Source organism: Spirillospora sp. NPDC047279, assembly GCF_040643285.1.
GTDB lineage: Bacteria > Actinomycetota > Actinomycetes > Streptosporangiales > Streptosporangiaceae > Spirillospora.
The window spans coordinates 363,847-389,603 of the sequence record NZ_JBEYUA010000002.1 but is presented as its reverse complement, the minus strand read 5'-3'; the positions used below and the strand labels follow the sequence as shown (position 1 = coordinate 389,603).

26 protein-coding genes are annotated in these 25,757 nt (G+C 71.2%); 12 read left to right on the top strand and 14 right to left on the bottom strand.

What is annotated here, in order from left to right; all coding sequences use genetic code 11:
- Window positions 1–27: 27 nt before the first annotated feature.
- Entirely contained in the window at window positions 28–348 is a 321-nt protein-coding gene (locus tag ABZ810_RS06035) for a hypothetical protein (RefSeq protein WP_358399768.1), read from the bottom strand.
- Window positions 348–578, bottom strand: coding sequence for a hypothetical protein (locus ABZ810_RS06030; protein WP_358399766.1), 231 nt, complete (start codon window positions 576–578; stop codon window positions 348–350). Before ABZ810_RS06030 ends, ABZ810_RS06035 begins: the two co-directional genes overlap by 1 nt.
- Before the next feature lie 42 nt (window positions 579–620).
- On the opposite strand from ABZ810_RS06030, the gene ABZ810_RS06025 reads away from it, so the two are divergent.
- Together ABZ810_RS06025 and ABZ810_RS06020 are read left to right on the top strand one after the other, a co-directional pair.
- A complete protein-coding gene (locus ABZ810_RS06025) occupies window positions 621–1,511 on the top strand; it encodes a helix-turn-helix transcriptional regulator (protein ID WP_358399763.1) in 891 nt (296 codons plus the stop codon).
- Window positions 1,429–1,695, top strand: a complete 267-nt coding sequence (locus ABZ810_RS06020; RefSeq protein ID WP_358399761.1) for a DUF397 domain-containing protein — start codon at window positions 1,429–1,431, stop codon at window positions 1,693–1,695. The genes ABZ810_RS06025 and ABZ810_RS06020 overlap by 83 nt, the downstream gene beginning before the upstream one ends.
- A 1-nt stretch (window position 1,696) precedes the next feature.
- Here ABZ810_RS06020 and ABZ810_RS06015 read toward each other — a convergent pair whose 3' ends face one another.
- A complete protein-coding gene (locus tag ABZ810_RS06015) occupies window positions 1,697–2,545 on the bottom strand; it encodes a hypothetical protein (RefSeq protein WP_358399759.1) in 849 nt (282 codons plus the stop codon).
- Between the two features lie 115 nt (window positions 2,546–2,660).
- Between ABZ810_RS06015 and ABZ810_RS06010 the strand changes: the two genes are divergently transcribed.
- Window positions 2,661–3,095 carry a PaaI family thioesterase gene (locus ABZ810_RS06010; RefSeq protein ID WP_358399756.1) on the top strand — a complete coding sequence of 145 codons (435 nt, stop codon included), beginning with the start codon at window positions 2,661–2,663 and terminating at the stop codon, window positions 3,093–3,095.
- Window positions 3,096–3,161: 66 nt separating this feature from the next.
- On the opposite strand, the gene ABZ810_RS06005 is transcribed toward ABZ810_RS06010, so the two are convergent.
- Window positions 3,162–3,551 (bottom strand): MerR family transcriptional regulator, encoded by a 390-nt coding sequence (locus tag ABZ810_RS06005; RefSeq protein ID WP_358399754.1) that lies wholly within the window; start codon window positions 3,549–3,551, stop codon window positions 3,162–3,164.
- A 102-nt stretch (window positions 3,552–3,653) separates the two neighbouring features.
- On the opposite strand from ABZ810_RS06005, the gene ABZ810_RS06000 reads away from it, so the two are divergent.
- The gene (locus ABZ810_RS06000) at window positions 3,654–4,715 is read left to right on the top strand and encodes a DUF6348 family protein (protein WP_358399752.1); all 1,062 of its coding nucleotides are present in this window, start codon (window positions 3,654–3,656) and stop codon (window positions 4,713–4,715) included.
- 4 nt (window positions 4,716–4,719) lie between these two features.
- Here the strand turns inward: ABZ810_RS06000 and ABZ810_RS05995 are convergent, their stop codons facing one another.
- Window positions 4,720–5,622 (bottom strand): RNA polymerase sigma-70 factor, encoded by a 903-nt coding sequence (locus tag ABZ810_RS05995; RefSeq protein ID WP_358399749.1) that lies wholly within the window; start codon window positions 5,620–5,622, stop codon window positions 4,720–4,722.
- Window positions 5,623–5,777: 155 nt separating this feature from the next.
- On the opposite strand from ABZ810_RS05995, the gene ABZ810_RS05990 reads away from it, so the two are divergent.
- Both ABZ810_RS05990 and ABZ810_RS05985 read left to right on the top strand, forming a co-directional pair.
- Entirely contained in the window at window positions 5,778–6,188 is a 411-nt protein-coding gene (locus ABZ810_RS05990) for a hypothetical protein (protein WP_358399747.1), read from the top strand.
- 72 nt (window positions 6,189–6,260) lie between these two features.
- Window positions 6,261–7,583: a hypothetical protein gene (locus tag ABZ810_RS05985; protein WP_358399744.1), complete on the top strand. Its 1,323-nt coding sequence runs from the start codon at window positions 6,261–6,263 to the stop codon at window positions 7,581–7,583.
- A 12-nt stretch (window positions 7,584–7,595) separates the two neighbouring features.
- Here ABZ810_RS05985 and ABZ810_RS05980 read toward each other — a convergent pair whose 3' ends face one another.
- Both ABZ810_RS05980 and ABZ810_RS05975 read right to left on the bottom strand, forming a co-directional pair.
- Complete coding sequence (locus ABZ810_RS05980) at window positions 7,596–9,269, bottom strand: FAD-binding dehydrogenase (RefSeq protein ID WP_358399742.1); 1,674 nt, start codon at window positions 9,267–9,269, stop codon at window positions 7,596–7,598.
- 54 nt (window positions 9,270–9,323) lie between these two features.
- A complete protein-coding gene (locus ABZ810_RS05975; RefSeq protein ID WP_358399740.1) occupies window positions 9,324–9,977 on the bottom strand; it encodes a TetR/AcrR family transcriptional regulator in 654 nt (217 codons plus the stop codon).
- 203 nt (window positions 9,978–10,180) lie between these two features.
- Between ABZ810_RS05975 and ABZ810_RS05970 the strand changes: the two genes are divergently transcribed.
- Together ABZ810_RS05970 and ABZ810_RS05965 are read left to right on the top strand one after the other, a co-directional pair.
- Window positions 10,181–11,386: a YncE family protein gene (locus ABZ810_RS05970; RefSeq protein ID WP_358399738.1), complete on the top strand. Its 1,206-nt coding sequence runs from the start codon at window positions 10,181–10,183 to the stop codon at window positions 11,384–11,386.
- Between the two features lie 186 nt (window positions 11,387–11,572).
- On the top strand, window positions 11,573–12,163 hold the full coding sequence (locus ABZ810_RS05965) for a hypothetical protein (protein ID WP_358399736.1): 591 nt from the start codon (window positions 11,573–11,575) through the stop codon (window positions 12,161–12,163).
- Window positions 12,164–12,181: 18 nt separating this feature from the next.
- On the opposite strand, the gene ABZ810_RS05960 is transcribed toward ABZ810_RS05965, so the two are convergent.
- Together ABZ810_RS05960 and ABZ810_RS05955 are read right to left on the bottom strand one after the other, a co-directional pair.
- The gene (locus ABZ810_RS05960) at window positions 12,182–13,252 is read right to left on the bottom strand and encodes a hypothetical protein (protein ID WP_358399733.1); all 1,071 of its coding nucleotides are present in this window, start codon (window positions 13,250–13,252) and stop codon (window positions 12,182–12,184) included.
- Window positions 13,253–13,459: 207 nt separating this feature from the next.
- The gene (locus ABZ810_RS05955) at window positions 13,460–14,440 is read right to left on the bottom strand and encodes an endonuclease/exonuclease/phosphatase family protein (RefSeq protein WP_358399731.1); all 981 of its coding nucleotides are present in this window, start codon (window positions 14,438–14,440) and stop codon (window positions 13,460–13,462) included.
- A 456-nt stretch (window positions 14,441–14,896) separates the two neighbouring features.
- On the opposite strand from ABZ810_RS05955, the gene ABZ810_RS05950 reads away from it, so the two are divergent.
- The gene (locus ABZ810_RS05950) at window positions 14,897–16,873 is read left to right on the top strand and encodes a hypothetical protein (RefSeq protein WP_358399729.1); all 1,977 of its coding nucleotides are present in this window, start codon (window positions 14,897–14,899) and stop codon (window positions 16,871–16,873) included.
- Window positions 16,874–16,880: 7 nt separating this feature from the next.
- On the opposite strand, the gene ABZ810_RS05945 is transcribed toward ABZ810_RS05950, so the two are convergent.
- Window positions 16,881–17,399, bottom strand: coding sequence for a hypothetical protein (locus ABZ810_RS05945; RefSeq protein WP_358399727.1), 519 nt, complete (start codon window positions 17,397–17,399; stop codon window positions 16,881–16,883).
- Window positions 17,400–17,572: 173 nt separating this feature from the next.
- Between ABZ810_RS05945 and ABZ810_RS05940 the strand changes: the two genes are divergently transcribed.
- The 3 genes from ABZ810_RS05940 to ABZ810_RS05930 all read left to right on the top strand — a co-directional run bounded on the left by ABZ810_RS05940 (window position 17,573) and on the right by ABZ810_RS05930 (window position 21,527).
- Window positions 17,573–19,021 carry a basic amino acid/polyamine antiporter gene (locus tag ABZ810_RS05940; RefSeq protein WP_358399725.1) on the top strand — a complete coding sequence of 483 codons (1,449 nt, stop codon included), beginning with the start codon at window positions 17,573–17,575 and terminating at the stop codon, window positions 19,019–19,021.
- Between the two features lie 19 nt (window positions 19,022–19,040).
- Window positions 19,041–20,336, top strand: coding sequence for an arginine deiminase (locus ABZ810_RS05935; protein WP_358399724.1), 1,296 nt, complete (start codon window positions 19,041–19,043; stop codon window positions 20,334–20,336).
- Between the two features lie 261 nt (window positions 20,337–20,597).
- Window positions 20,598–21,527: an SMP-30/gluconolactonase/LRE family protein gene (locus ABZ810_RS05930; RefSeq protein WP_358399721.1), complete on the top strand. Its 930-nt coding sequence runs from the start codon at window positions 20,598–20,600 to the stop codon at window positions 21,525–21,527.
- A gap of 116 nt (window positions 21,528–21,643) precedes the next feature.
- Here the strand turns inward: ABZ810_RS05930 and ABZ810_RS05925 are convergent, their stop codons facing one another.
- Genes ABZ810_RS05925 through ABZ810_RS05910 form a run of 4 tightly spaced genes read right to left on the bottom strand, consistent with a single transcriptional unit; the run spans window position 21,644 to window position 25,643 of the window.
- Entirely contained in the window at window positions 21,644–22,810 is a 1,167-nt protein-coding gene (locus tag ABZ810_RS05925) for an acyl-CoA dehydrogenase family protein (RefSeq protein ID WP_358399719.1), read from the bottom strand.
- A complete protein-coding gene (locus ABZ810_RS05920) occupies window positions 22,810–23,451 on the bottom strand; it encodes a carboxymuconolactone decarboxylase family protein (RefSeq protein WP_358399718.1) in 642 nt (213 codons plus the stop codon). The genes ABZ810_RS05925 and ABZ810_RS05920 overlap by 1 nt, the downstream gene beginning before the upstream one ends.
- Window positions 23,452–23,463: 12 nt before the next feature.
- On the bottom strand, window positions 23,464–24,075 hold the full coding sequence (locus ABZ810_RS05915; protein WP_358399716.1) for a VOC family protein: 612 nt from the start codon (window positions 24,073–24,075) through the stop codon (window positions 23,464–23,466).
- Window positions 24,072–25,643: an AMP-binding protein gene (locus ABZ810_RS05910; RefSeq protein ID WP_358399714.1), complete on the bottom strand. Its 1,572-nt coding sequence runs from the start codon at window positions 25,641–25,643 to the stop codon at window positions 24,072–24,074. The genes ABZ810_RS05915 and ABZ810_RS05910 overlap by 4 nt, the downstream gene beginning before the upstream one ends.
- Between the last annotated feature and the right edge of the window lie 114 nt (window positions 25,644–25,757).

Genomic DNA, 25,757 nt, shown 5'->3' with positions numbered 1-25,757 from the left:
CCGCCCCCTGACCTGGACATAAGGATCTTATTCGGACGAGCCGAGCGCGGCGGCCACCCACGGCGTCAGCAGGAGCCCCACCTCCTCGGCGGCCTGCTCCGAGTCCGCGCAGGGCGCCAGATAGACGCCCGAGCACGCCAGGAACCACGGCTCGTGCGGCGTCCGCACGACCGTGACGCTCTCCCCGATGTGCGGCGCCTGCGCCGAGAAGACCAGCAGCAGCGGGGGAGAGGCCTCGTACCGCCGCCTGGTCGCCCAGCCCCGCTTGTGCAGAACGCGCCGCAACGCGTTCAGCCGCCGCCGCGAGGTGAACGACGAGACCGGCGGCGCGAGCACCTGCCCGCCCATCACCAGACCTCCGTGCGAAGCCGCGCCTCCGCACGCACGCGCTGTTCCACCAGGGCGGCGTGCAGCGTGTCGGGATCGTCCTCGATGACCGTGGGATCGATCCCCGCCGCCGGGTCGTGCAACGTCGCGCACCACGACCCGAGCAGCCCGTCCCACCGCACCGACCGGAAGATCCGATGCCCGGGGAAGTCCTCACGCAGCCGGGCCAGATCTCGATCGTCAGGATGCATCGCCCACCCCTTCGTAGCGGATTGTCATGAACCGCTGACAGAGTGCGCCCGCCGACCTACCTTTGCCTAGGCGAGCTCAAGAAATACAACGGGCGCGAGGTGATCATGCAGTTTCGCCGTGGATTCGACCCAGATAGCGACCTCTGGGACTTCGTAGCCGCTGAGCTGCGAAGGCAACGCCAAGAGCGAAATCTGTCGCTGGCTGCCGTCGGCGACATCATCAATCGAGACAGATCACTTGTCGCCCGCGTTGAATCCGGAGACACCAAGTTGCAGGAGGTCCACGCGGGGAGGCTGGACCACGCGTGGAATCTCGACGGGCTCTTCCGTCGCCTCGTCAAATTCGCCAAGGCCGGTCACGACGTCGAGTGGTTCAAGACGCACTTGGAGATGGAGGCCAACTCCTCCGAGCTTCGCATCTGGGAGCTGGGCTGGCTTCCTGGTTTGTTCCAGACCGAAGACTATGCGCGAGCGGTGCTCACGTGTTCGGGGGAAGAGGACGTCGAGGCGGATGTGGAGACACGTCTCGCTCGCCAGGACAGTCTGCGGCGCAAGCCTCGCCCCAGGATCTGGGTGCTCCTGGATCAGAGTGTCGTCGAGCAGCCCGTGGGTTCTCCGGAGCTCATGTGCGAGCAGCTCAGCCGCCTTGTTGAATCCGCCAGGCTCCCTAACATCACGGTGAGGATCGTCCCCCGTGAAGTTGGCGCGCACGTGGGTCGGGACGGCTCGTTCAAGATCATGACCGAGGGTGGTGCCAGTGCGGTCTTCGTTGCCGCCGCTGGCGGCGGGCGCCTTGTGCAGGACGCGGGAGAGATAGCCTCATACCGCACTCGGTTTGACCTAATCGGCGATGTGGCGCTACCCAAGGAAGCATCGTTGCAGGTGCTTGTTCAGACGTTGGAGCAGTTTCGTGATCATGTGGCGAAAATCTAGCTACAGCGGTACGGGCTCACAGAATGACTGTGTTGAGCTTGCCCAGATCCCCCTCGTCGGCGAGCTCACCGTTGCCGTGGGCGTGCGGGATTCGAAGGCTCCTGAGTCGGGGCATCTTTCATTGTCTGTGGCGGCGTTCGGCGAGCTTGTCGCGCGGGTGAAGCGAGCGGAGCTGGATCTCTAGGTCAGTGGATGACGGCGTCCATCTGGCCTGAGGCGACGACCTCGCCGTCGGACAGGACCTCGCCCAGGTAGCGGTCCTCGTTCTCGGGGTCGGCCTTGGCGACGAAGGTGACCTTCGTTCCCGCGCGGACGAGGCGCTGCGCCTGGAGGGCCATCCGGGTGGAGCTCCAGGTGAAGTCGTCGGTGCCCGCGCGTTCCCGGAGGAGGCGTTCGCCGATGGTGGCCAGGCCGCCCGCGGCGACGGCGACGGGCAACATCGGGCGGTCCGTGAAGTGGCCGACGCACATGTCGGGTTCCACCAGCAGGTCCGCTTCGACGCGGCCGTCGATGACCTCCACCTCGGGGAACGGCAGGTCGCCCCGGTACGGGTTGACCTGGGTGGGGACCAGCGGCGGGTCGGCCGGGAACAGGTGCTCGAAGGTCCGCTCGCTGATCACCGTGTAGTCGATGCGCACCTGGGCGAGCACCGCGCCCGAGGCGTCCAGGAGCTCCGTGTGCGCCCTGGCGGTACGGCGGCGGCTGGTGAACGCGGTCGTCGCCCTGCCGTGGAGCTCGGACGGCCGTTCGGAGGTCGGCGGGGCGAGCCACTCGACCATCGCGTCGCCCGCGAGGTAGAAGTGGCGGCCCGCCACGGGGTTGACCGTGGCCGCTCCGCAGAGGCCGAGGATGGCCAGGTGCCGCCCCAGCTCCGCCATCGTGATCGGCGTGGCCTCGCGGCCCGGCGGCCGTTCCACCGGCACGGTCGCCTCGACCATGCCGGGCCCCGTGGTGACCAGGTCCCGCAACGCGTAGTAGGGCTTCGAAACACAGATCAGTTCACCGACGTCCAGCGCCGTACCGGCCTGACTCACGACCTCGCCCCCCAGCGATCTCGAATCAGCTACGGATGATCACACGCCGCGGCGGCCGGGCCTCGCGGGCTTGCTGGAGTTTTGGATTGTCAGAGGCAGATGATTGCCTGGCCGCATGGGAGAACAGGTCCGCGACGGCGCGTTCTGGGATGTTCAGGCGGGGCGGGTGGCGCCGCCGCCCGCGGCCGTCACGCTGGGCTGGCAGTTGCAGGCGGTCGACCCCGAGGCGGGCACGATCGAGGTCACCTTCGAGGCGGGCGAGCAGTTCCTCAACCCGGTCGGGATGATCCAGGGCGGGTTCCTCGCGGCGATGCTCGACGACACGCTGGGCCCGGCGCTGGTGGCGACGTTGCCCGCGGGGCAGTTCGCGCCGACGCTCGACCTGCACGTGCAGTTCGCGCGACCGGCGCGGCCCGGCCGCATCCGCGGTTATGGCGAGGTCGTTCACCGCGGCCGGGAGATCTGCCATCTGGCCGGACGCCTGACCGACGCGGGCGGCAGGCTCCTGGCCAGTGCCACCGCGACGGCCCGCATCCAGACGCTCTCCTGAGACCGGTCGCTCTCCGGGGAGACCGCTACTTGACGTGCTCGCCGGGCACGACCCGGGTCGTCGTGGTCAGGCGTGGTGGTGTTCCTCGTCCGGCGCGGGGCGGCCGGAGGCTGTTTCGATCACCTCGTCGAGGACGCCGCGTGAGCGGATCAGATCGGCGATCATGCGGTTGATGCGGTCGCGCTCCTCGGTCAACTCGGTGACCAGCCTGGGCGTCGCGACCTCGTTGGGCCCGCCGTCCGCGTCCCGCATGCAGGGCAGCAGCTCGGCGATCTTCGCGCTGTGCAGCCCGGCGGCGAAGAGCTCCTGGATGAGGATGACCCGGTCGACGGCCCGTTCGGGGAAGTCCCGGTGCCCGCCCAGCGTCCGGTCGGCCGCCAGCAGCCCCTGCTTCTCGTAGTAGCGCAGCGACCGCTCACTCACCCCGGTACGCCGGGCGAGCTCCCCGATCCGCATCCGTACCCCACCTCGAAATCTGACATCAATGTCAGATTCACCGTACCGGCACCGTCCTCCGGAGTGCCAGCGTGTACGACCCGTGATGAGTACGGTTGCTCGATGATCGAACTGGATGCGGCCGTCGAGGTGGGGATCGCGGCGTTCTGCGCGGGCCAGGAGTCGCCGGGCGACGACGCGGTGTGGGAGTCGCTGACCGGGGCAGGCGTCGAGCCGTGGCTGGCCGAGCGGCTGCTGTACTTCCTGCCGATGGCGTACACGCGGAGGTTGCTGCCCGACGTCCGGTACGCGGAAGGGCTGGAGACCCCCGGCGGACGGCTGAGCCTCGCGGACGAGCCCGTGTTCGCGGCCGCGCTGGCCCGTGCCCAGCGGGCCGACCGCGGTGAGATCGAGCGGATCGCCTTCCGCAGCGCCGAGTTCAACGCGATCAACAGCCTGCTGAACGACGGGTCGAATCTGGCCGACCTCGTCCTCGGCGATCCCGCGCTCGCCGAGGACCTGGAACCGGTCCGGCCGGGCGACGGGGGCGTGCCCTCGCCGCGGGCCGCGTTCGAGGACCTCCTCCGCGGCCATGGCGTCCCCCTCGGCGGCGAGACCGCGGTCGGCGCGACGTTGTTCGTCCACCCCGCTCCGCGCGGCCTGGTGATGACCCAGGTCGACTTCGCCGTCTCGCATCCCGCCCTGGCCGCGCCGTGGCTCGTGGAGAGCGTCGCCGGGCACGGCCCCACCTGGCGTGAGGCGATCGGCAGGGCGGTGAGCACGTTCACCCAGGGCGCGCTGCACCCGATCGTGGAGGGTCTCCTCAACCCCGGCGCCGCACCTGACCAGGTCCAGCGTGAACGTTACGAGCACCCGGACGGCCCGTTCGAGCTGGTGCTGGGCGCCCAGCTCACCATGTTCACGGACCGGCCCGTGCCGTCCGCCGGGCCCCTGCTCGACCGGTTGCTGGTGGAGTTGCGCGCGCGGCCGCTCACCCGGAAGGTGCACGGGTTGCGCGTGTTCACCGCCCACAACGACGGCCGCGCGCAGTCCACCGAGGTTCTGCTGGACAGCGAGCCCTGGCCCGCCGGAGAGGCGGTGGTCGCGCACCACCCCGCGCCTCTGCCCGACGGCAGGGTCGCGGTCCGGCTCTTCGGCCTGCTCGTCCCCCAGCGGTCTCCCTGATCGTTCAGCGGCTGATGGGGGTCTCGTGGTCGACACGGGACAACTTCTCGGGGTTGCGGACGGCGTAGAGGCCGGCGATCAGGCCGCCGTCGATGCGCACCGCGAGGACGGTGTCGATCTCCCCGTCGAGGCGGAGGATCAGTGCCGGGTGGCCGTTGACCTGGGCCGGCTGGAGCGACCCCGCGGTCGAGATCCTGCCCAGGACCTCGGCCACCGTGGCCGCGCCGACGACGGGGGCCAAGGCGGCCCGCACGACGCCGCCGCCGTCGGTCAGCAGGGCGACGTCCGGGGCGAGGATGTCGAGCAGGCCCTGGAGATCGCCCATCTCGACGGCCCGCTGGAACGCCTGGAGCGCGTCCCGGGTCTCGGCCGCGGAGACGGCCTCGCGCGGCCGGCGCGCGGCGACGTGCGCGCGTGCCCGGTGCGCGATCTGGCGGACCGCGGCGGGCTTCTTGCCCACGGCTTCGGCGATCTCGTCGTACTCCAGGCCGAACACCTCGCGCAGCACGAACACCGCCCGTTCCGTGGGCGCGAGCGTCTCCAGCACCAGCAACATCGCCATCGAGACGTTGTCGGCCAACTCGACGTCCTCGGCCACGTCGGGCGCGGTGAGGAGCGGCTCGGGCAACCACGGCCCGACGTAGGACTCCTTGCGCCGGCCGAGCGTGCGCAGCCGGCTCAGCGCCTGGCGGGTGGTGATCCGGACCAGGTAGGCGCGCGGCTCCCGGACGGTGTCCAGATCGACGCCCACCCACCGCAGCCAGGTCTCCTGGAGCACGTCCTCGGCGTCGGCGGCCGAGCCGAGCATCTCGTAGGCGACGGTGAACAGCAGGTTCCGGTGGGTCACGAAGGTTTCGGTGGCGGAGTCCATACGCACGAGACGCCGCCCCGTCCGCCTTTGTGACATCCGATGCAGCGGCGCCACACAGCGGAGCGAGTTGATCACGGGTTGTGAAAAATGGCGAATCCAGGCACACCCTTTGCAATGAGCGGTGTGCGCGCGGTGGTCGCTTGGGGGATCTAAGGTTCGCCGGAATCGCGGCGTTGAGGGGGAGATTCGCCATGGCTGCTTCGACCGCACGCTCGACCACGGGGGGCCCGTACTCGGGCTGGCTCGCGTACGCCGGAATGCTCGGCATCGTCGTCGGGATCTTCAATGTGATCGAGGGCTTCGTGGCCCTCGTGAAGAAGGACTACTTCCTGACCCCCGGAGGCGAGCTCCTCGTCTTCGACTACAACACCTGGGGCTGGTTCTGGCTCATCGCCGGCCTGCTCCAGATCGGGGTCGGCCTCGCCGTCCTGGCCGGTCAGACCTGGGCCCGCGTCGCGGGCGTGGTGCTGGCGGGCCTGGCGCTGATCGGCCAGTTCGCCTTCCTCGACGCCCACCCGGTGTGGGCGACGATCAACATCGCCATGCTCGTCCTGGTCATCTACGGGTTGGTCGCGGCGCCCAAGGGCGCGGTCGGCGACTGACACTCGCCCGAAAAGGGGGATGCCGCGCGCGCCCCCGGCGCGTGGGATGGCGCTGACTGTCCGGGGAGCGCGATGACTGAGAACGTTCCGCTGAACGATGACGAGCGAGCCGAGCTCGAACGCCTCCGCACGGAGGTCGGCCGGCTCCGTGAAGAACGCACACCGCACGGCGCGTGGCGGCGCCCGCGGGCCATCCTGGCGACGATCCTGATCGTGGTGGGATGCCTGCTGGCGCCGCTCGGCGCACTCGCGGTCTGGACGAGCAACGAGATCTCCAACACCGACCGCTACGTGGAGAACGTGGCGCCGCTGGCGTCCGATCCGGTGATCCAGAACGCGATCATCGACCGGACCACGAACGAGATCATGCTGCGGCTCGACGTCCAGGCCATCCTGGCCGAGGTCATCGGCGCGCTCGAGCAGCGCGGGCTGCCCCCGCGCGCGGGCGACCGGCTCGAGGGGCTGGCCGGCCCGATCGGCAACGGCGTCCGGGGCTTCGTCAGGGACCAGATCGCGAAGATCGTCCAAAGCCAGGAGTTCGTGACGTTGTGGAGCCAGGCGAACCGCCTCGCGCACACCCAGCTCAACGCGGTGTTGTCGGGTGAGGGCGGCGAGCTGCTCAGGGTGAACCAGGGGTCGGTCAGCATCGACCTGGGCCCGCTGATCGAGCTGGTGAAGCAGCGGCTGGTGTCGGCGGGGCTGTCGGTGGCCGCCAGCATCCCGGCGGTGCACCCGACGTTCCCGCTCTTCGAGTCGTCCGAGCTCGCCAAGGCGCAGAGCGCGTACGACATGCTCAACACCCTCAAGTGGGTCCTGCCGATCATGGCCCTGCTGTTCGTCGCCGCGGGCGTCTACGTGGCCCGGGGCAAGCGCAACGCCCTCATCGGCGCCGGGATCGGGGTGGCGCTCGGGATGTTCGCGCTGGCGATCGGGATCGCGATCGGCCGTGCCGCCTATCTCGACGCGGTCGGTGACGCCAAGCTCAACACCACGGCGGCGGCCGTCCTGTTCGACACTCTCGTGCGGTTCCTGCGGGCCGGCCTGCGCACGATCTTCGTGCTGGCGCTGGTCGTGGCCGCGGGTGCCTACCTGAGCGGTCCGGCGCCGGCCGCCGTCCGCCTGCGCGCCTTCTTCACGCGGTCGTTCGCGCGGGTCCGGCGGACGGGCGAGGGGCACGGCGTGACGACGGGCCCGGTCGGCCGCTGGATGTACTCGTACCGCACGCTGCTGCGGTGCGCGGCCGTGGCGCTCGCCGCGCTGATGTTCCTGCTGTGGGACCAGCCGACGGGCAAGGTGGTCCTGTTCATCAGCGTGCTGCTGGTGCTGCTCCTCGCCGTGATCGAGCTGCTGTCCAGGCCGCCCGCCGCGACGCCGCCCGCCGCGACCGCGACGTGACGTGGGCCGCCGTCAGGTGATCTGCCTGGCGGCGGCACGTCCCGCCGCGCGCCCGGAGAACAGGCAGCCGCCCAGGAACGTGCCTTCGAGCGCGTTGTAACCGTGCACGCCGCCGCCCCCGAACCCGGCGGCCTCGCCCGCGGCGTACAGCCCCTCGACGGGCTCACCGCCATCACCGATCACGCGGGAGTCGAGGTCGGTCTGGATGCCGCCGAGGGTCTTGCGGGTGAGGACGTGCAGCTTGACGCCGATGAGGGGCCCGGCGTCCGGGTCCAGGACGCGGTGCGGCGCGACGGCGCGGCTGAGCCGGTCGCCCAGGTAGCGGCGCGCGTTGCGGATGCCCTGGATCTGCGAGTCCTTGCTGAACGGGTTGGCGACCTGAAGGTCACGGTCCTCGATCTGGCGGCGCAGCACGGCGGCGTCCAGCAGGGGCTTGTCGGTGAGACCGTTCATCTTGCCGACCAGCGCCTCGAGCGTCCCGGCCACGACGAAGTCGGCGCCGTGCCGCTTGAACGCCTCCACCGGGGCGGGCGCGCCCTTGCCCAGCACGCGCTCGCGCAGCACCGCCCTCTTGTCGCCGGAGGTGATGTCGGGGTTCTGCTCCGAGCCCGACAGCGCGAACTCCTTCTCGATGATCCGCTGGGTGAGGACGAACCACGAGTGGTCGTACTCGGCGATGTCGGGGGTGGTGCGCAGGTACTTCAGGGTGGCCAGCGTGTCGTAGCCGGGCAGGCACGGGTCGGGCAGCCGCCGCCCGAGGGCGTCGAACCACAACGATGACGGGCCCGGCAGGATGCGGATGCCGTGGCCGGGCCAGATCGGGTCCCAGTTCTGGACGCCCTCGGTGTAGTGCCACATCCGGTCGCGGTTGACCAGCCGCGCGCCCGCCTCGGCGCTGATGTCGAGCATGCGCCCGTCGACGTACGCGGGAACGCCGGTGATCATGCTCGCGGGAGCCGTGCCGAGCCGTGACGGCCAGTGGCGGCGCACGATGTCGTGGTCGCCGCCGATGCCGCCGGTGGTGATGATCACCGCCTGGGCCGACAGCGCGAACTCGCCCGCGGTCGCGCGGCTGGAGGGCGCGCCGCGCGGCGCGTCGTCGGGCGCGAGGAGCGTGCCGCGCACCCCGGTGACGGTGCCGCCGTTCCGGACGATCTCGTCGACCCGGTGCCGGTGGTGGAACGTGAGCCGGCCGGAACGTTCGGCCTCGCGGGCGCTGCGCACGAACGGCGCGACCACCCCGGTGCCGGTGCCCCACGCGACGTGGAAACGCGGCACCGAGTTGCCGTGCCCGCCGGCGCGCAGGGCGCCGCGTTCGGCCCAGCCGACCATCGGCGTCAGCGAGATGCCGTGCCCGGCCAGCCAGGAGCGCTTCTCGCCGGCGGCGAACTCGACGTACGCGCGGGCCCAGCGCACCGCCCAGGAGTCCTCGTCGTCCAGCCGGTCGAACCCGGCGCTGCCCTGCCAGTCGCTCCAGGCCAGGTCGAACGAGTCCTTCACGCGCAGCCGCCGCTGCTCGGGCGAGTCGACGAGGAAGAGCCCGCCGAACGACCAGAACGCCTGCCCGCCCAGGTTGGCGGCGTTCTCCTGGTCGAGCAGGGCGACCCTGCGCCCCCGCGAGGTGAGCTCGTGGGCGGCCACCAGGCCGGCCAGTCCCGCCCCGACGATGATCACATCGGCGTCCATGCGTCCTCCCGGCGCGCGTGCGTACGGCTGGTCCCTACCCCCAGTCTGACCCGTTCAGGCTGGTGGGGCGAGGTGCAGCCGGTCGAGGAGCAGCTGGAGCAGTTCGTCGACGATCTGGTCGAGGCCGGCGTCGACCCAGCCGACGGCCCAGTCGTGCATGAGGCCGTTGATGGCGCCGATGAACGCGGCGGCGGTGACCCGGTAGTCGCCGGGGGCGATCTCGCCGCGCGCGGCGGCCTCGTCGGCCTGCTGGCACAGGAAGTCGATCCAGCGGGCCCGGCGGTCGAGCCGCTGCCGGTCGAGGCGCGGGCTGACCCCGATGATCTCGACGAACGCGATGCGGGTGTGGCGGGGGTCGGCGGTCGCCCCGGCGGCGTACGCGCGGAACAGCCGGGTGTAGCGCTCGATCGGCGTCAGGTCGGCCACGTCGTCCGGGAGGGCGGCCATGACGGACCGCTCGGCGGCGTCGTTGACGTAGAGGTGCAGCTCGGCCAGCAGGTCTTCGAGGGTGTGGAACTCCTCGTAGAACTGCCGGGTGGACAGCCCGGCCGCCCGGCAGACGTCGGTGACCTTCGTGGCGCGGTAGCCGGGGCCGCCGCCGAACAGGTCGAGGCCCGCCTCCATGAAGCGGCCGCGCCGCTCGGCCTGCCGCTCGGTCGCCGACCTGCCGCCGTACCGTCCCGCCGCCGGCGTGATCCTCCCCGCCACCCGGCACCTCCGTTCTCCGCCGCCCCTTGATTTTCCCCGATCGGGTCTTGTGGCCGCCCTCACATCTGCCTACCATCCAGTAACCAAGTCTGAATACGGCGATATTCAGACTGTTCCCCGCCTCCTGAGCCCCCACCCCCCTGGAGGACGTCATGAACAGTCCGGTCCCGGTTCGCCGGCGCAGATCCCTGATGAGAGGCGCCGTGGCCGCCGTCCTGGCGGCCGGCGCCGTGGTCGCCGCCGCCCCCGCGACCGCGGCGGACCCGCTGCAGGAGGTGATGCTGGTCGGCAACAACTGGGAGGGCACCGCCGACGTCATCAGGTCCCGCGGCGACTTCGCCAAGATCGGCCGGATCAACGTCGTCCCCGACAAGGACGACCGGCTCCGCGAGATCTACCTCAACCCCATCCGGCTGGCCTTCTTCCTGGGCATCCGGCAGACCGTCGGCGAGGGGCACGACCAGTTCGTCGACGACATGTACTCCACGCCCGACGGCTCGGCCATCGTCGTCTCGCGTCCCAGCTTCGCCGACGTCGCGTCCATCGACACCGCGACCGGCGCGCTGAGGTGGCGCTTCCCCGTCTCCGGATTCCGCTCCGACCACATGGCCGTCTCGCCCGACGGCACCCGCGTCGCGGTGTCGGCCTCCACCGGCAACACCGTCCACGTGCTCGACATCAACACCGGCCGCCAGCTGGGATCGTTCGCGACCGGCGACAAGCCGCACGAGAACGTCTTCAGCCGTGACGGCAAGATCTGGAACATGTCGATCGGCGAGGTCAACAACGACTTCGACGCGCCCTGGCAGGACTTCCTCAAGGGCGACCGCAAGATCACCATCACCGACGCCTCGACGTTCCGGGTCGTCAGGACCATCGACATGCGACCGCGCCTGGACGCGTTCGGGCGCACGAACTTCTCCGACGCGGTCCGCCCGGTCGCGTTCACCCCGGACGAGACCAAGCTGTACTTCCAGGTCTCCTTCTTCAACGGCTTCTTCGAGTACGACGTCGCCACCGACAGGATCACCCGCGAGAAGGTGCTCCCGGAGAACCCGGACACCAGCGACGACCGCACCACGTTCGTCAACGACTCGCGCCACCACGGCATGTCCATGAACCCCGCCGGCACCAAGCTGTGCGTCGCCGGGACCATGGACGACTACGCCACCGTCGTCGACCGCGCCTCGCTCCGCGAGGGCCCGCTGGTCCCGGCCGCCAAGCCGTACTGGGCCACGGTCAGCGGCGACGGCCGCGCCTGCGTCATCTCCGAGAGCGGCGCCGACCAGGTGACCGCGATCGACTTCGCCACCGGACGCAAGATCACGTCCACGCCGGTCGGCGACCACCCCCAGCGCGTCCGCGTCGCCCGCCTCCCCGCGGGCTGGACCTCCCCGCCCGCGGGCTGACCGACGAGCCCGCTCGCGGGCCGACCCCCACGAGCCGGTGCCGGGACGGGCCCCCGCCGTCCCGGCACCTTCGGGTCCGGCGTCCGCCGTGTCCTCGTCGCGCGGCCGGGACCGGACACCGGCGGATTGAACGGCCGGCCGGGCGCAGCCGTCGGACGGACGAGGGCCGGAACCGGAGGGATGCCGATGTCCACACGGCTCGCCGTCGTGGCCGACGACCGGCTGCTCACCGAGAGCCTGGAGGCCTGGGCCGCCGGCGTGGCCGGGATCGAGCTGGTCGTCACGGTGCCCAGCGTCCAGGAGCTGGCGCGGCGCCGCTGTCCGGCGGACCTGGTGCTGTTCTCGCTGAGCAGGGACGATCTGTCGGCGCTCGCGCAGGGCGTTCGCAGGCTGGCGCGGATGGGGCACCGGGTGCTCGTCGTCGGGCCGTGCCCCGGCGGGACCGCGGCGGCGCTGGCGGCGGGCGCGGCCGGTTACCTGACCAAGGACCAGGGGCTGGCCGACCTCGTGCGCGCGTTCGGCACGATCGCCGCGGGCGGGGTCGTCTTCCCTGCCAGGCCCGAACGGCTGCCGAGGTTGTCACCGATGGAACGCGTCGTGCTGCTGGACTACGCCACCGGCCTCACGCTGGAGGCCACCGCACGCCGCGCCGGCATTCAGCCGGAGACGGCGAAGACGTACCTGGCCAGGGTCAAGGCCAAGTACGAGCGCCTCGGCCGGCCCGCGCAGACCAAGCTGGAGCTGGCCGCGCGGGTCCGGGAGGATCTGTGCACCTGACCGTGCCGGGCGCGGGGGTCAGCCGTTGGTCGTGCGCACCGTCAGGGTGCGCAGGGCGATGTCGGTGAAGCGGTGGCCGACGCCCCAGACCGTGCCGGTGCCCGTCGAGGTGGCGCCGAACAGCGTGGGCCCGGTGACCGACGGCGTGGGCTCGATGGTCCACCGGGTGCCGTCCCAGCGGGTGATGAACGGCCGCGCGCCGCTCTGCCCGACCGCGTAGACCTTGGCCGGTGACAGGGCCGTGACCGCGTTCAGCTCGCTGCCCGCGGTGACGCCGGGATCGGGGACCTCCACCCGGCTCCAGCTCGTGCCGTTCCAGTGGATCGCGTACGGCACGAAGCGGACGGCCTGCTGGGAGAAACGTTCGCCGACGGCCCACACGTCGTTGGCCGCCAGCGCCACGACGCCCTTGAGGCCGGCGAACCGGTCCGGCGCGGGGACGATGCTCCAGGCCGAGCCGTTCCACCGCAGGATCAGCGCCTCCTCCACCCCGTACCCGGGGTCGACGATGGAGTGCCCGACGGCCCACAGGTCGTTCGCCGAGGCACCGTCGACGGCCTGGAGGACGTTGAACGTGCCGGGGCGGCTGGGGCTGGGCACCTGCGACCAGGCCGAGCCGTTCCACCGCGCGGTCAGGGTGTTCCCGCCGGACGAGCCGACGGCCCAGGCCTGCGCCGGGCTCAGCGTCTTGACCCCGCCGAAGAAGCCGCTCGGGCTCGGCACGACGTTCCAGGCGGACCCGTTCCACCGCTGGACATGGGTGCCCACGGCCCACACGTCGGTGGCGGACGTGCCGTCCACGTCGTTGAGCTGGCCGCCGTCGACCGGGGTCGGGCTGGGCACCACGCTCCAGGCCGAGCCGTTCCAGCGCATGGTCAGCGTGCGCCGGAAGGGCGCGGTGCCGCCGTCCGAGCGGCCGACCGCCCAGACGTTCGTGGTCGAGATCGCGTCGGCGCCCAGCAGCAGGGTGTCGCCGCTCGCCGGGTTCGGGCTCGGCACGACGGTCCAGGTCGCCAGGGCCGACGCCGCCGGTGCCATGACGAGGGTGAGCCCGCCGGTCATCGTGATCGCGAGAAGCCGCCTGCGCATGGCGGTCCCCCTTCTTCGCAGGGTTCGGTGCCCGCGACCGTAGGCGCCGCCACCCGTGCGGTCACGTCCCCTTTTGGGGGGACACGGATGGCCGTGTCCGGTCGTGCTGAGCCCGAACGGGCACACCCGCAGATCCGTGTTCCGGATGTGAAGCGCTCCGGGCGGGGACTCGGCCACCCGCCCGGAGACGGGCGGCGGCGCGGCGGGTCAGCGGAGCCAGACGCCCATGGTGTGGCAGTGGTCGCTGGCCGGCGCCGCGTCGTCGCAGGAGGCCGGGTAGGCGATCGACTCTCCGGTCCGGTCGACCCAGATGTAGTCGATGTGGTTCCGGGGGGTCGCCCGGACGGGAGGCGTCTCCGGATCGCCGTCGTCATCGCTCCAGGTCTGGTAGGTCGGGCTGTACGGGGCCACCAGATCGCGCATGCCCGCGAAGTAGGCCGGTGCGGCCTCCGGCCCGTCCAGCTGGTCGGGCCTGAGGTTGAAGTCGCCGGCGAGCACCTTGGGACGCCCGGCGGCGTAGCCGGTCGCCAGCCACAGGTACTCCTCGGCCTGCTTCCTGGCGATCGGGGCGTTGTTCTCCAGGTGCGCCGAGCACACCGACATGGGCCCGGCGGCCGTGCCCAGCCTGAGGCAGACATAGGTGCGGCACTCGACGCCTCCGCAGGGCCTCGCCTCCTGGGTCGGGAAGTACTCCGCGGTGTAGCCCTCCAGGACGCCCCCGGGATGGATGACCGCGTTGCCGTACCAGTCGCCCTCACAACGCGGCCCGCCCGCCCAGCTGGCCACCATCACCGCGTCGCCGCGGGTGAGGCGCACGAGCTCCTGGACGTCCTTGCGGCAGACCTCGTTCAGCGAGATGAACCAGGTGCCCTCCGCCGCCTTGACCCGGGCCACGAGGTCCATGGCCCGCTGCTTCAGCGCGGGCTGCTCGACGCACGTCGCGTTCCCGGCGCAGAGGTTGTAGTGCTGGACGGGGATCGGCACGGACGCGGCGTCGCGGCGGGACGGCGGCCGGCGGGCGTCCCTGGTGGTGATCAGCGCGACCGGCGGCCGGCCGGCGACGTCCCGCACCACCCGAAGGGACACCGGATGGGAGCTCGCCGCCTGCCCGGGGCCGATGAAGAGCCCGAGCATCGTCACCATCGCGGTCAGCAGAACGACGGAAACCGAGTCTCGAACGCGCCGCATCCGGACGCTCCCGCCTGCTCGACCGGCCCAGGCCCCTGTTCTGGTGGCGTTTTCAGCATCCAGTCGGGTCCGGGGGCTGTCACGGGCGATGGCCGCTGGCGGTCATCCCGCCGCGCGGGCGTTTGAGAGGGGCAGATCGACATCGGTGCCCTGGACAGAGTCCCGGGCGGGCAGATTCGTCACGGGGGTCATGCAATTTCTCGACCTCATTGAGCATTGACCCGAAAAGTCGCCTTTGACGTGAAAGTCGGAGGCGGCGGGCTGTCTGATCGGCCATGAAAGTGGCACCTCGAACTGAAGGGCCCCTGCCTGCGATGCCAGGACTCTAGGATGCCCCGAGTATGGCTAGGGATTTCATGGATTGCCGGTATTAAGGTGGCCGGGGCGGTAATGGCTGATAATGGTGATCAGCGTGCGCAGCGGTTCGAGGTGCACGCGCGGGATGTTTCCGGGCCGATGATCGTCGGAAACAACAATGTGATCAACACGGGCGGCTCCACCTCGGTGGAGAAACGGTCCGGACGGGCGCCGCGCATCCGGCCGCGGAGCCGGCCCGAGAGCCCGGCGATCCCACCCGGCGACCGCGACCCGCTCGGGCGTGACGCCGAGCTGGCGAGGCTGCGCCGCTGGGTCGAGGCGGGGAAGCCCGTCCAGCTCGTGGGGCGGCGGAGCGCCGGCAAGACCACGCTGCTGGCCCTCCTCGCCGCCGGTCTCAGGGAGCGCGGCACCGACGTCGTGTACGTCCCGGCCGCCGGGAAGGGCGTCGACGACGTCCTCCAGGAGCTGTTCGAGGCGTGCTACGACGTCGAGCGCCACCGGCCGGGGCCCGCCCGGCTCCACAAGCTGATGAGCGCCATCCGCGCCGTCGCGATCGTCGACGACTTCGCCGGGACGCCCGCCGACCTCGAACGGCTGCGGCACGCCGCGCCGTCCGGCGGGCTGGTCGTCTCGTCCGCCGAACGTTCGCTCTGGGACGGCGGCCGGGCCGTCGAGCTCGGCCCGCTGGAGCTCGGCCCGTCGCTGGAGCTCATGGAACGCGAGCTACGGCGGCCTCTCACCGGCGCCGAGCGCACCGCCGCCGCCACGTTCCACGAGACCGTCCAGGGGCATCCGCTCGCCATGATCCAGGCGTCCGCCGCCCTCGACGCGGAGGCCCGCGTCCCGTCCGGCCCCGGGAGCCTGGCCGAGGCCCTGGCGACGGGTCTCACCGACGCCGACCACACCGTGCTCGGCGTCCTGCTGATCCTGGAGGGCCTGGACGTCCCCTTCCCGATGGTCGAGCACCTCACCGGCGACCCCCTCGGCACCGACATGGCCGGCCGCCTGTCCTCCGCCAGCCTCGTGGCCGACGACGGGACGGGCCTGCGCGCTCTCAACCCCGGCGCCGCCCTGGTCCTCGAATCGGCGGGCACCACTCCGGACGTCGCCGGCCACGTCTCGGCGCTGGCCAGATGGGCGAGAGTCAGCCGGGACCACGAGATCGCGGAGGCGGCGCCGATCGTCGTGCGCATGCTCGAACGGGCCGTGGACGAAGGACTGCACGGCCCCGCCGTCAGGCTCGCCCGCGCGACCGCCCCGGGCCTGTGCCGCACCCTGAAGTGGGGGTCGTGGCAGCGGGTGCTCGCGCTCGGCGGCGAGGCCGCCCGCGCGAGCGGCTCGCCCGGCGACGCCGCCTACTTCGACCGTGAGGACAAGGCCCGCCGCCGGGCGTTGGCGCGGGGACTGTGGCTCGGCACCGCCGCGGGAGGCGGGTTCCTGGCCGGACGGCATCTCGGCAGGCACACGTCCGCCAAGGGATGCCTCATGGCTCCCGGCGCGCTGACGGCGGCCGTGGCCGTCATCGTCGCCACGGTCTTCGGCGCCGTCAGCTACGCGACGTCCCCCGGAGCGCAGGAGGCGCCCCCGCCCACGCCCACCGTGGGGGTCGCGCCGATCCTCCCCGCACCCCGCACGGCCCGGCCACCGGCGTTCCGCCCGTCCCCGCCGGTCCCGGCGCCATCAGCGTCCCGGCCGCCGACCACGGGGCCGAAGCCGCCGACGACCAGGCCCTCCCGGGTGCCGCCGACCATCCGCGTACCCACCACCAGGACGCCGGTGACCCCGCAACCCCCGCCCCTGACCAGCGCCATGGGCTTCTGGAGCAAGGACGGGATCTACATGATCGAGTTTCCGTCGAACGGCTCCGACACCACGACCTGGTCCAACATCGTCGTGACCTACGACGACAACGGCGAATGGAAGGTGCGCTACGACTGCAACGCGGCCGGCCCGGTCTCGATGACCGAACGCGACCCGGTGCCCATGACGTGCTGGCTCGACGGCGGCGACGACCCGAGCCCCGGCACGGTCACGCGCACCGGGGAGGACGACGTCCGCCTCATCGTCGAAGGCGACCCGCAGCCGTCCGGCTTCTACCACCGGACCGGCGGATGAGGGCCGTTCAGGGGCGGCGGTTGTCGCGTTTGGCCTGGCGGCGGGCGCCGGCGGCCTGGCTCGACGCCTGCTGCTTGGTCAGGGAGTTGCGCAACGACGGGGACTTGGGCGAACGCACGGCGCGCTGCGACCGGAGCGTGCCGGTGCCCTCCTCGGGGTGAGGCGCGGCCGGGCCGGAGTGACGTTCGGCGCGGGCCGCCTCGAGCCGTTCCGACTTGAGCGCGGCGGCGGCGCGGCGGGCCGCGGCGGCCAGATGCCGGCTCACGCGGGAGAGCGCGTCCTCGAACACCTCGGCCTTCTGCGCGTTGCGGCGGTTCTTGGGACGGGAGACGCCACGGCCGCCGTACTCCTCGACGCGCCCGGCGGCCTCCCGCCGGTAGAGCTTCACGTGCTTGTCACGGGCCCGCCGGATCCGGGTGTGGAGTTCGAGGAGCCCGTCCTCGTCCATGTCCTGCAAGCGCGCGCGCTCGGTCTCGCGGACCAGGGCCAGTTCGTTCTCGCTCATCGAGTTCAGCAGCGCCTTCATCGGCGCCCCCTTCTGGTTGCCTGTGGCGTCGTGCGGTCGGGGGCGGCCGCATGACCTCCGGTTCGTCGCTGGTATGTGCCCGTCGGGGCCGGGCAGCACACCTGCCGCGGCTCATGCCCAAACTTGACTTTTACTGCTGATCACCCGTTTCACCGGCCGGGTAGGTGCAGCACGTGACCACGACGACGGAGACCACCTCCACGCGGAAGATGTCGCTGCCGACGCTGACCGCGATGGTCGTCGGCTCCATGGTCGGCGCGGGGGTCTTCTCGCTGCCGCGCAACTTCGCCCAGGCGACCGGGGTCTTCGGCGCGATCGTCGCCTGGGCGATCGCCGGCACGGGCATGCTGATGCTGGCGTTCGTCTTCCAGACCCTGGCGGTCCGGCGGCCGAAGCTGGACGCGGGCGTCTACGCCTACGCCAAGGCCGGGTTCGGTGAGTTCCCCGGCTTCCTGTCCGCCTTCGGATACTGGGCCAGCGCGTGCGTCGGGAACGTCTCGTACTGGGTGCTGATCAAGTCGACGCTGGGGCTGGTGTTCCCGGCCTTCGGCGAGGGCGACACGCTCCTCGCGGTGGCCGTCTCGATCGTGGCCGTGTGGGCGTTCCATCTGATGATCGTGCGGGGGGTGAAGGAAGCGGCGTTCATCAACCAGATCGTCACGGTCGCCAAGCTCGTGCCCATCCTGATGTTCATCGTCATCCTCGCCGTCTCGTTCGAGGCCGGGGTCTTCGGCGACAACTTCTGGGGTGGCGGCGACCGGGACTACTCGGCCGGCGACATCTTCGAGCAGGTGCGCGCCACGATGCTCGTCACGGTCTTCGTCTTCCTGGGCGTCGAGGGCGCCAGCGTGTACTCCCGGTACGCCCGCCGCCGCACCGACGTCGGCCGGGCCACCGTGCTCGGCTTCCTGAGCGTCCTGGCGATCTTCGCCTCGGTCACGCTGCTGTCCTACGGCGTGCTGCCCCGGGCCGAGCTGGACGGGCTGCGGCAGCCGTCGATGGCCGGGGTGCTGGAGTCGGTCGTCGGAGGCTGGGGCAGCACGTTCATCGCGATCGGCCTGATCATCTCGGTGCTCGGCGCCTACCTGGCCTGGACGCTCATGGCCGCGGAGGTGCTCTACGTCGCGGCCAGGGACGACGACATGCCCGCGTTCCTCAAGCGGGACAACGCGCACGGCAGCCCGACCAGCGCCCTGGTGATGACGAGCGCGCTGATCACCGCCGTGCTGGTGGTGACCCTCCTCTCCGAGGACGCCTTCACCTTCACGCTGGAGTTGTGCAGCGCGCTGTCCCTGGTGCCCTACCTGCTGGCCGCCGGATACGCGCTCAAGATCGCCGTGGCGGACCGGAACGACCCGTCGCCGCCGCGGCGGCTCGGCCGGGAGACGGTCATCGCGGCCGTGGCCGTCGTCTACACGCTCTTCCTGATCTTCGCGGCGGGCCTGGAGTACCTCCTCCTGTCGTGCATCATCTACGCCCCCGGCGCGACGCTGTTCGTGCTGACGCGCAGGGAACAGAACAAACGCCCGTTCTCGCCGCCCGAGCTCACGCTCCTCGTCCTCATCGTGGCGGGCGCGGTGCTGGGCCTCATCGGCCTGATCAGCGGGTGGATCACGATCTGAGCGGTCTCGGGGGTGTGTCATGAGCGGTGAGTACGGCGTTCATTCGGAGGTCGGACGGCTTCGCAAGGTGATCGTTCATCGGCCGGAGCTGAGCCTCAAGCGGCTCACGCCGTCGAACAAGGACGAGCTCCTCTACGACGACGTGTTGTGGGTGCGGCGGGCGCAGATCGAGCACGACGCGTTCACGGCGGTCATGCGCGAGCGCGGGATCGAGGTGTTCTACCACCAGGAGCTGCTCGCCGAGGCGCTGGAGGCGGCGCCGGAGGCCAAGGTCCGGGCGGTCGAACGCACGATCACGCACCTGTCGGTCGGGCCGGCCCTGGTCGAGCCCATCCGCGCCGAACTGGCCGGCTGGACGGGGGAGAGGCTCGCCGCGCATCTCATCGGCGGGCTCACCAAGGACGAGCTGCTCGCCGAAGCGGACGGCGCGGAGTTCGACCGGGCGCGGAGCGCGGGATTCGACAAGGCGTCACTGGTGTCGGCCATGGCCGGGCCGGGGGCGTTCATCCTGCCGCCGCTGCCCAACTCGCTCTACCAGCGCGACCCGTCGGCCTGGCTGTACGGAGGGGTCTCGCTCAACCCGCTGTACTTCCACGCCCGGCGCCTGGAGACGCTCAACCAGAGCCTGGTCTACCACCACCACCCGATGTTCGCCGGGGCCGGCTTCGCGTACTGGTACCCGCCCATGGGGGACGACGGGAGCTTCGACGAGGAGGACTTCGGCCGCGCCTGCCTGGAGGGCGGCGACATGATGCCGATCGGGAACGGGGCGGTGGCGATCGGCGTCAGCGAGCGCACCACCAGCCGGATGATCGAGCACATCGCGCTCGCGCTGTTCGCGCGGAACGCCGCCACCCGGGTGATCGCGGTCAACATCCCGCCGCACCGTTCGTACATGCACCTCGACACGGTCTTCACGCTGCTCGACGCCGACAAGGCCACCGGCTACCCGCCCGTCGTCGACAACGCCGAGGTCTACTCGGTGCGGCCCGGTGACCGGGACGGGACGCTGGAGGTCCACCGCGACAAGAGCCTGGCGGCCGCGTTCGAGGACGCGCTCGGCATCGGCCATCTCGAGGTGATCCCCACCGGCGGCGACGATTACCAGCGGTCCCGCGAGCAGTGGGACAGCGGCAGCAACTTCGTCGCGCTGGAGCCCGGGGTGGTGGTCGGTTACCACAAGAACGAGTACACCAACCGCACGCTCCGCGAGCACGGCGTCGAGGTCATCGAGATCGAGGGCTTCGAGCTGGGCAAGGGGCGCGGCGGCGGGCACTGCATGACGTGCCCGATCCTGCGGGACCCCGTTTCGTGACCCACACCCGAGGCCGTTGCATACAACTCGGCGGATTTTCGGGGTAAAAGGGTAGATTTCACAGCAGATTGCGTGCAATCTAGGTGGACGATTGATCCACGACGCTGTCTGCGAACGGGGTTTGGCATGCAACGGCTCACGCGCCGCTCTCTGCTCACGGGTCTGGGAGCGACGGTCGCGGGCCTCGCCGTCACGGGCGGGGCCGGTTCCGCGTCCGCTTCCGTCGCCGTGGCGGCGGGACCGCGTCGGAAGGGACGGAAAATGAAGATCACGAAGATGGCGGGCGGCCTGCTCTTCCCCGAGGGCCCGGTGGCGCTGCCGAACGGCGACGTGCTGGTGGTGGAGATCCACCGTGGCACGCTCACCCGGGTCCGCCAGGACGGCACGACCTCCGTCGTCGCCGAGGTCGGCGGCGGCCCGAACGGCGCGGCGCTCGGCCCCGACGGCCGCGTCTACATCGCCAACTGCGGCGGCCTGCGCCGCTTCGAGGTGGGCGGGTTCGTCTTCGCGGGCGGCATCCCCGACGACTACACCACCGGGAGCATCCAGGCCGTCGACCTCACCGACGGCTCGGTCGAGACCCTCTACACCGAGGCGGACGGCGCACCGCTGCGCGGCCCCAACGACCTCGTCCTCGACGCCCACGGCGGCATCTACTTCACCGACTACGGCAAGAGCGACGGCGTCACCGGCGACAAGGGCCGGCTGTTCTACGCCAAGGCCGACGGCTCGTCCATCAAGATGATCGCCGGCGGCATGGAGGGCCCGAACGGCATCGGCCTCTCCCCGGACGGCGACCGCCTCTACGTCAGCGAGACCTACACCGCGCGGGTCTGGTGGTGGGACGTCACCGGGCCGGGCGAGATCAAGGGCGGCCGGTCGCTGGGCGGTTCCGGCAACGGCAACTTCCTCTACACCGCCGCCGACTACACCAACTTCGACTCGCTCGGCGTCGACGCGCACGGCAACGTCAACGTCGCCTCCATGATCCACGCGGGCATCTCCGTGGTGAGCCCGTCGGGCAAGCTGGTGGACTTCGTCGGCATCGACGTGGACGACGACCCGGGGATCACCAACATCTGCTGGGGCGGCAAGGACATGCGCACCGCGTACGTCACCGCGTCCAGCACCGGGCAGCTCCTGAAGATCGACTGGCCGCGCCCGGGCCTCAAGCTCAACTACGCGGACTGAACGAGCCGGGCAGGCCGGGCAGGCTGGGCAGGCCGAGCGGGCCGGCGCGGAGGCGCCGGCCCGTTCGGCCGTGTCGGGCCCAGCATGAACGGGCACACCGTGAGGCGTGCGCCGCACTAGGCGTTCACCCTGCGCAGGATGCGGCGGGCCGTGGACTGGACATGCACCTCGTCCGGGCCGTCGTAGAGGCGGGCCTCGCGGGCGTGCCGGTACATCCGGGACAGCGGGGTGTCGTCGGTGAGCCCGGCCGCGCCATGGACCTGGACGGCGCGGTCGACGACGTCGTGCAGCATGCGCGCCCCGACGACCTTGATCGCGCCGATCTCGATGCGGGCCTGGTCGCCCGCGTCGATGCGTTCGGCCGCCTGGAGCGTGAGCAGCCGGGCCGCCTGGATCTGCGCGTACGACTCGAACACGTGCTGCTGCATGAGCTGCTTGGCCGACAGCGGCTCGCCGAACGCCACCCGGGAGTCCAGCCGGGCGCACATCAGCTCGAACGCCCGCTGGGCCTGGCCGAGCCAGCGCATGCAGTGGAAGATCCGCCCCGGGCCGAGCCGGTCCTGGGCGATGACGAAGCCGTGCCCGCGCGGGCCGAGCAGGTTGTCGGCCGGGACGCGGACGCCGTCGTAGTCGACCTCGTAGTGGCCGCCGTTCATGCCGAGCACCGGCGTCTCGCGCAGGATCCGGTAGCCGGGCGTGTCCGTCGGGACGATGATCATGCTGAACGCGCGGTGCGGCGACTCCGCGTCCTGCTCGGTGCGGCACATCACCGTCGTGTACGCCGCCTGCGCCGCGCCGCTGGTGAACCACTTGCGGCCGCGGATCACCCAGTGGTCGCCGTCCAGCTCGGCGGTGGTGCGCATCCCGGTCGGGTCCGACCCGGCCACGTCCGGCTCGGTCATGGCGAAGCTCGGCGACAGCTCGCCGGCCACCATCGGCGCCAGGTACCGCTCACGCCAGCGCGGGCTCGCGTACTTGTGCAACATCAGCGAGTCCTGGAGCGTGAACGTCCCGAGGGCGAACTGCCCCCACTCGCTGCGCCCCTGCACCTCGTTGACGTACACGTAGTCGAGGAACGGCAGGCCGCCCCCGCCCAGCTCGGCCGGGTGGCCGAGCGCCCACAACCCGGCCTCCTTGGCCTCCTTGCGCAACAGGTCGAGGGCGTCGCGCGACTCCTGCCCGCCCGCGTTGAGCACCGGCTCGGCCGGCTCGACACGTTCGGTCACGAAGGCGTGCACCCTGTCCCGCAGCTCGCGGACGCGGCCGGGCACCGGGAACAACATCAGCGCTCCCCGGCGAGGTCCGCCGAGATGTCGCGGTCGCCGTAGCCCTCGGGCGCCGCGACCTCCACGATCGCCTCGGCCCGGTCGTCGAACTCCAGCCGCAGCGCCTTGGACATCGTGGCGTGCATGTCGTACATGCAGGTGATGTAGGTGAGCTGGAGGATCTGGTCGTCGGGCAGGTGCTCGCGCAGCACGTCGAAGACCGCGTCGGCGACCCGACCGCCGTCCAGGACGAGCCCGTCGGTGTAGGCGAGGACGGCGCGCTCCAGCGGTGAGTAGCAGTCGGCGGTCTGCCAGTGCGGGATCGCCTCGATCTTCTCCTCGGGCATGTCCAGCGCGCGCATCTGCTTGCAGTGCTGGGAGAAGACGAACTGGCTGCCGCGGGCCCAGCCGGCCCGGCACTGCCCCAGCTCGCGCAGCACCGGGTCGAGGGTCGCGTTGCGGTAGAGCGCGAAGCCCCGGACGGCGTGCCGGAAGACGTCGGGGGACTGGGCGAACACCGTCCACCAGTCACCGGGCGAGCCGGTCGCCGTGCCGTGGTCCACGGCCGGGTCCCGGTCGGGGCCGAACAGGTTGTCGTAGAAAAAGAGGATCCGCTCGTCGGTGACCTCGGCGCGGGGGACCTCACGCAGGCGGGGCATCGTTCTCCCTGTTCAGTTGGTGACGGTGGCTTCGGCGGTCTGGCGTGCTTCGGGCGTGGCCGGCGTGGCCGGGGTGGTGCGGTCGGCGGCGGTCTTGGGCTCGTGGGAGACGTCGCCGTCCCCGAACGTCTTGGTCCAGCACGCGAACTCCAGCAGGATCCCGTCGGGGTCCTGGAAGTAGAACGACCGGACGAACACGCCCTCGTGCACGTCGCGGGAGACGCCGACCGGGCTGTCGTCGTGGTTGAGGATCGGGCTGACCGTGACGCCCTTCTCCTTCAGCCGCCGCCGGTACTCCTCGAACCGCTCCGGCGGGACGTGGAAGGCGACGTGGTTCATCGAGCCGACGGCGCTGAGCATCTCGCCCTGCTCGGGGCGGGTGGCCGGGGCCGAGATCCCGGGCACGGCGTCGGGCGCGTCCGGGAACCAGAAGAACGCCACGCAGTCGCCGCCGCCGCAGTCGAAGAAGAAGTGCTGGCCCATGCCGGCGGGCAGGTCCAGCGTCTTGATCAGCGGCATGCCGAGCACGCCGGAGTAGAAGTCGATCGTGCGCCGCATGTCCGACGACACGAGGGCCAGGTGGTTGATGCCACCGAGCTCGAACTCGGTGTTCCGCGCGGTCATGAGACCTCCTCGGGAGTGGAGTGGCGGGAGCGCAGGTCGCGCTTGAGGACCTTGCCCGCGACGTTGCGGGGGAGCTGGGGCAGGAACTCGACCCGGCGCGGCACCTTGTAGCCGCCGAGCCGTTCGCGGGAGAACGTGATGATGTCGTCGGCGGTGGCCTTCGCGTCGGGCCGCAGCACGACGGCGGCGCAGACCGACTCGCCCCACCGCGGGTCGGGGAGGCCGTAGACGGCCGCGTCCGCGATGTCGGGATGCTGGTAGAGCACCTGCTCCACCTCGCGGGAGGCGACGTTCTCGCCGCCCGTGATGATCATGTCCTTGATCCGGTCGACGATGTAGACCATGCCCTCGGCGTCCTGCCGGACGACGTCGCCGGTGCGGAACCAGCCGTCGTGGAACACGGCCTCGGTGAGCTCGGGCTCGCGCCAGTAGCCGCGCATCACCTGGTCGCAGCGCACGACCATCTCGCCGGGCTCGCCGGGCGCGACGTCCTCGAAGGCGTCGTCGACGATGCGGATGTCGGCGATGTCCATGGTCCGGCCGGCGGCGGCCAGCAGGTGGGTCTCGCCCGCGGCGGCCCGCCGGTGCTCGGCGATCCCGAAGTACAGGATGTTGCCGCCCAGCTCGGTCATGCCGAAGCCCTGGTAGAAGTCGCAGCCGAGCACGTCCATGCCGCGCCGCAGCACCTCGGCCGGGATCGCGGAGGCCCCGTACCCGATGGCCTGGAGGGTGCCGAGGTCGTGCTCCCCGATCCCGGGATGGTCGAGCAGGAACGCGATCATCGTGGGGGCGAGGCCGGTCTGGGTGACCTTCCAGTCGGCGACCAGGCGGAGGAACGTCTCGTTGTCGTAGGCGCGCACGATCCCGACCGTCCCGGACCGCAGGTGGTTGACCAGCACCGCGTAGCCGCCCACATGGCACAGCGGGAAGCAGAACAGGAACACCGTCTCGTCCGGGATCTCCCACTGCGCCGCCGAGCTCATGACGCCGGTGACCAGGTTGCGGTGGGACAACATGACGCCCTTGGGCGTCCCGGTGGTGCCGCTGGTGTAGACGAGCCAGCCGATCGAGTCCTCGTCGGGCCGGGGCGGCTCGGTGGCCGGGGCGGCGCCGACGAGCTCGGCGTACGCGAGGTCGCCGCGGCCGCCGTCGCCCGTGCCGTCGCCGTCGCCTTCGCCGGCCGCGTCCAGCGCGACGATGTGCCGGACGGTGGGCATCGAGTCGCGGTACTTGCCGATCGCCTCGATGTGCTCGGCGCTGACGATCAGCACCGTCGCCTGGGCGTGGTCGACGAGGGCCGCGATCTCGGACGGGTGCAGCCGGTGGTTGAGGAACGTCAGCGCCATCCCGGCGGCCGGAACGCCGTAGTAGAGGTCGACGTACTCGGGCCGGTTGCCCGACAGCACCGCCACCCGGTCGCCGGGACGGGCGATCGACGGCAGCGCGTTGGCGACCCGGCGGACGCGGTCCCGCAACTCGGCGAAGGTGATCGTCTGGTCCTCGAACCGCAGGGCGATGCGCCCGGGGTGCTTGCGGGCCGCGTACTCGACGATGTCGTTGATCAGCATGGGGCCTCCGGCCGGGTACCGCCCATGGCGCCTCCTCGGAGTTGACTTGACAGTCATGTCAACTTTGTTCGATGCTCGGATCCTGTTCCTGCGACCATCGGGTTGTCAACCCCC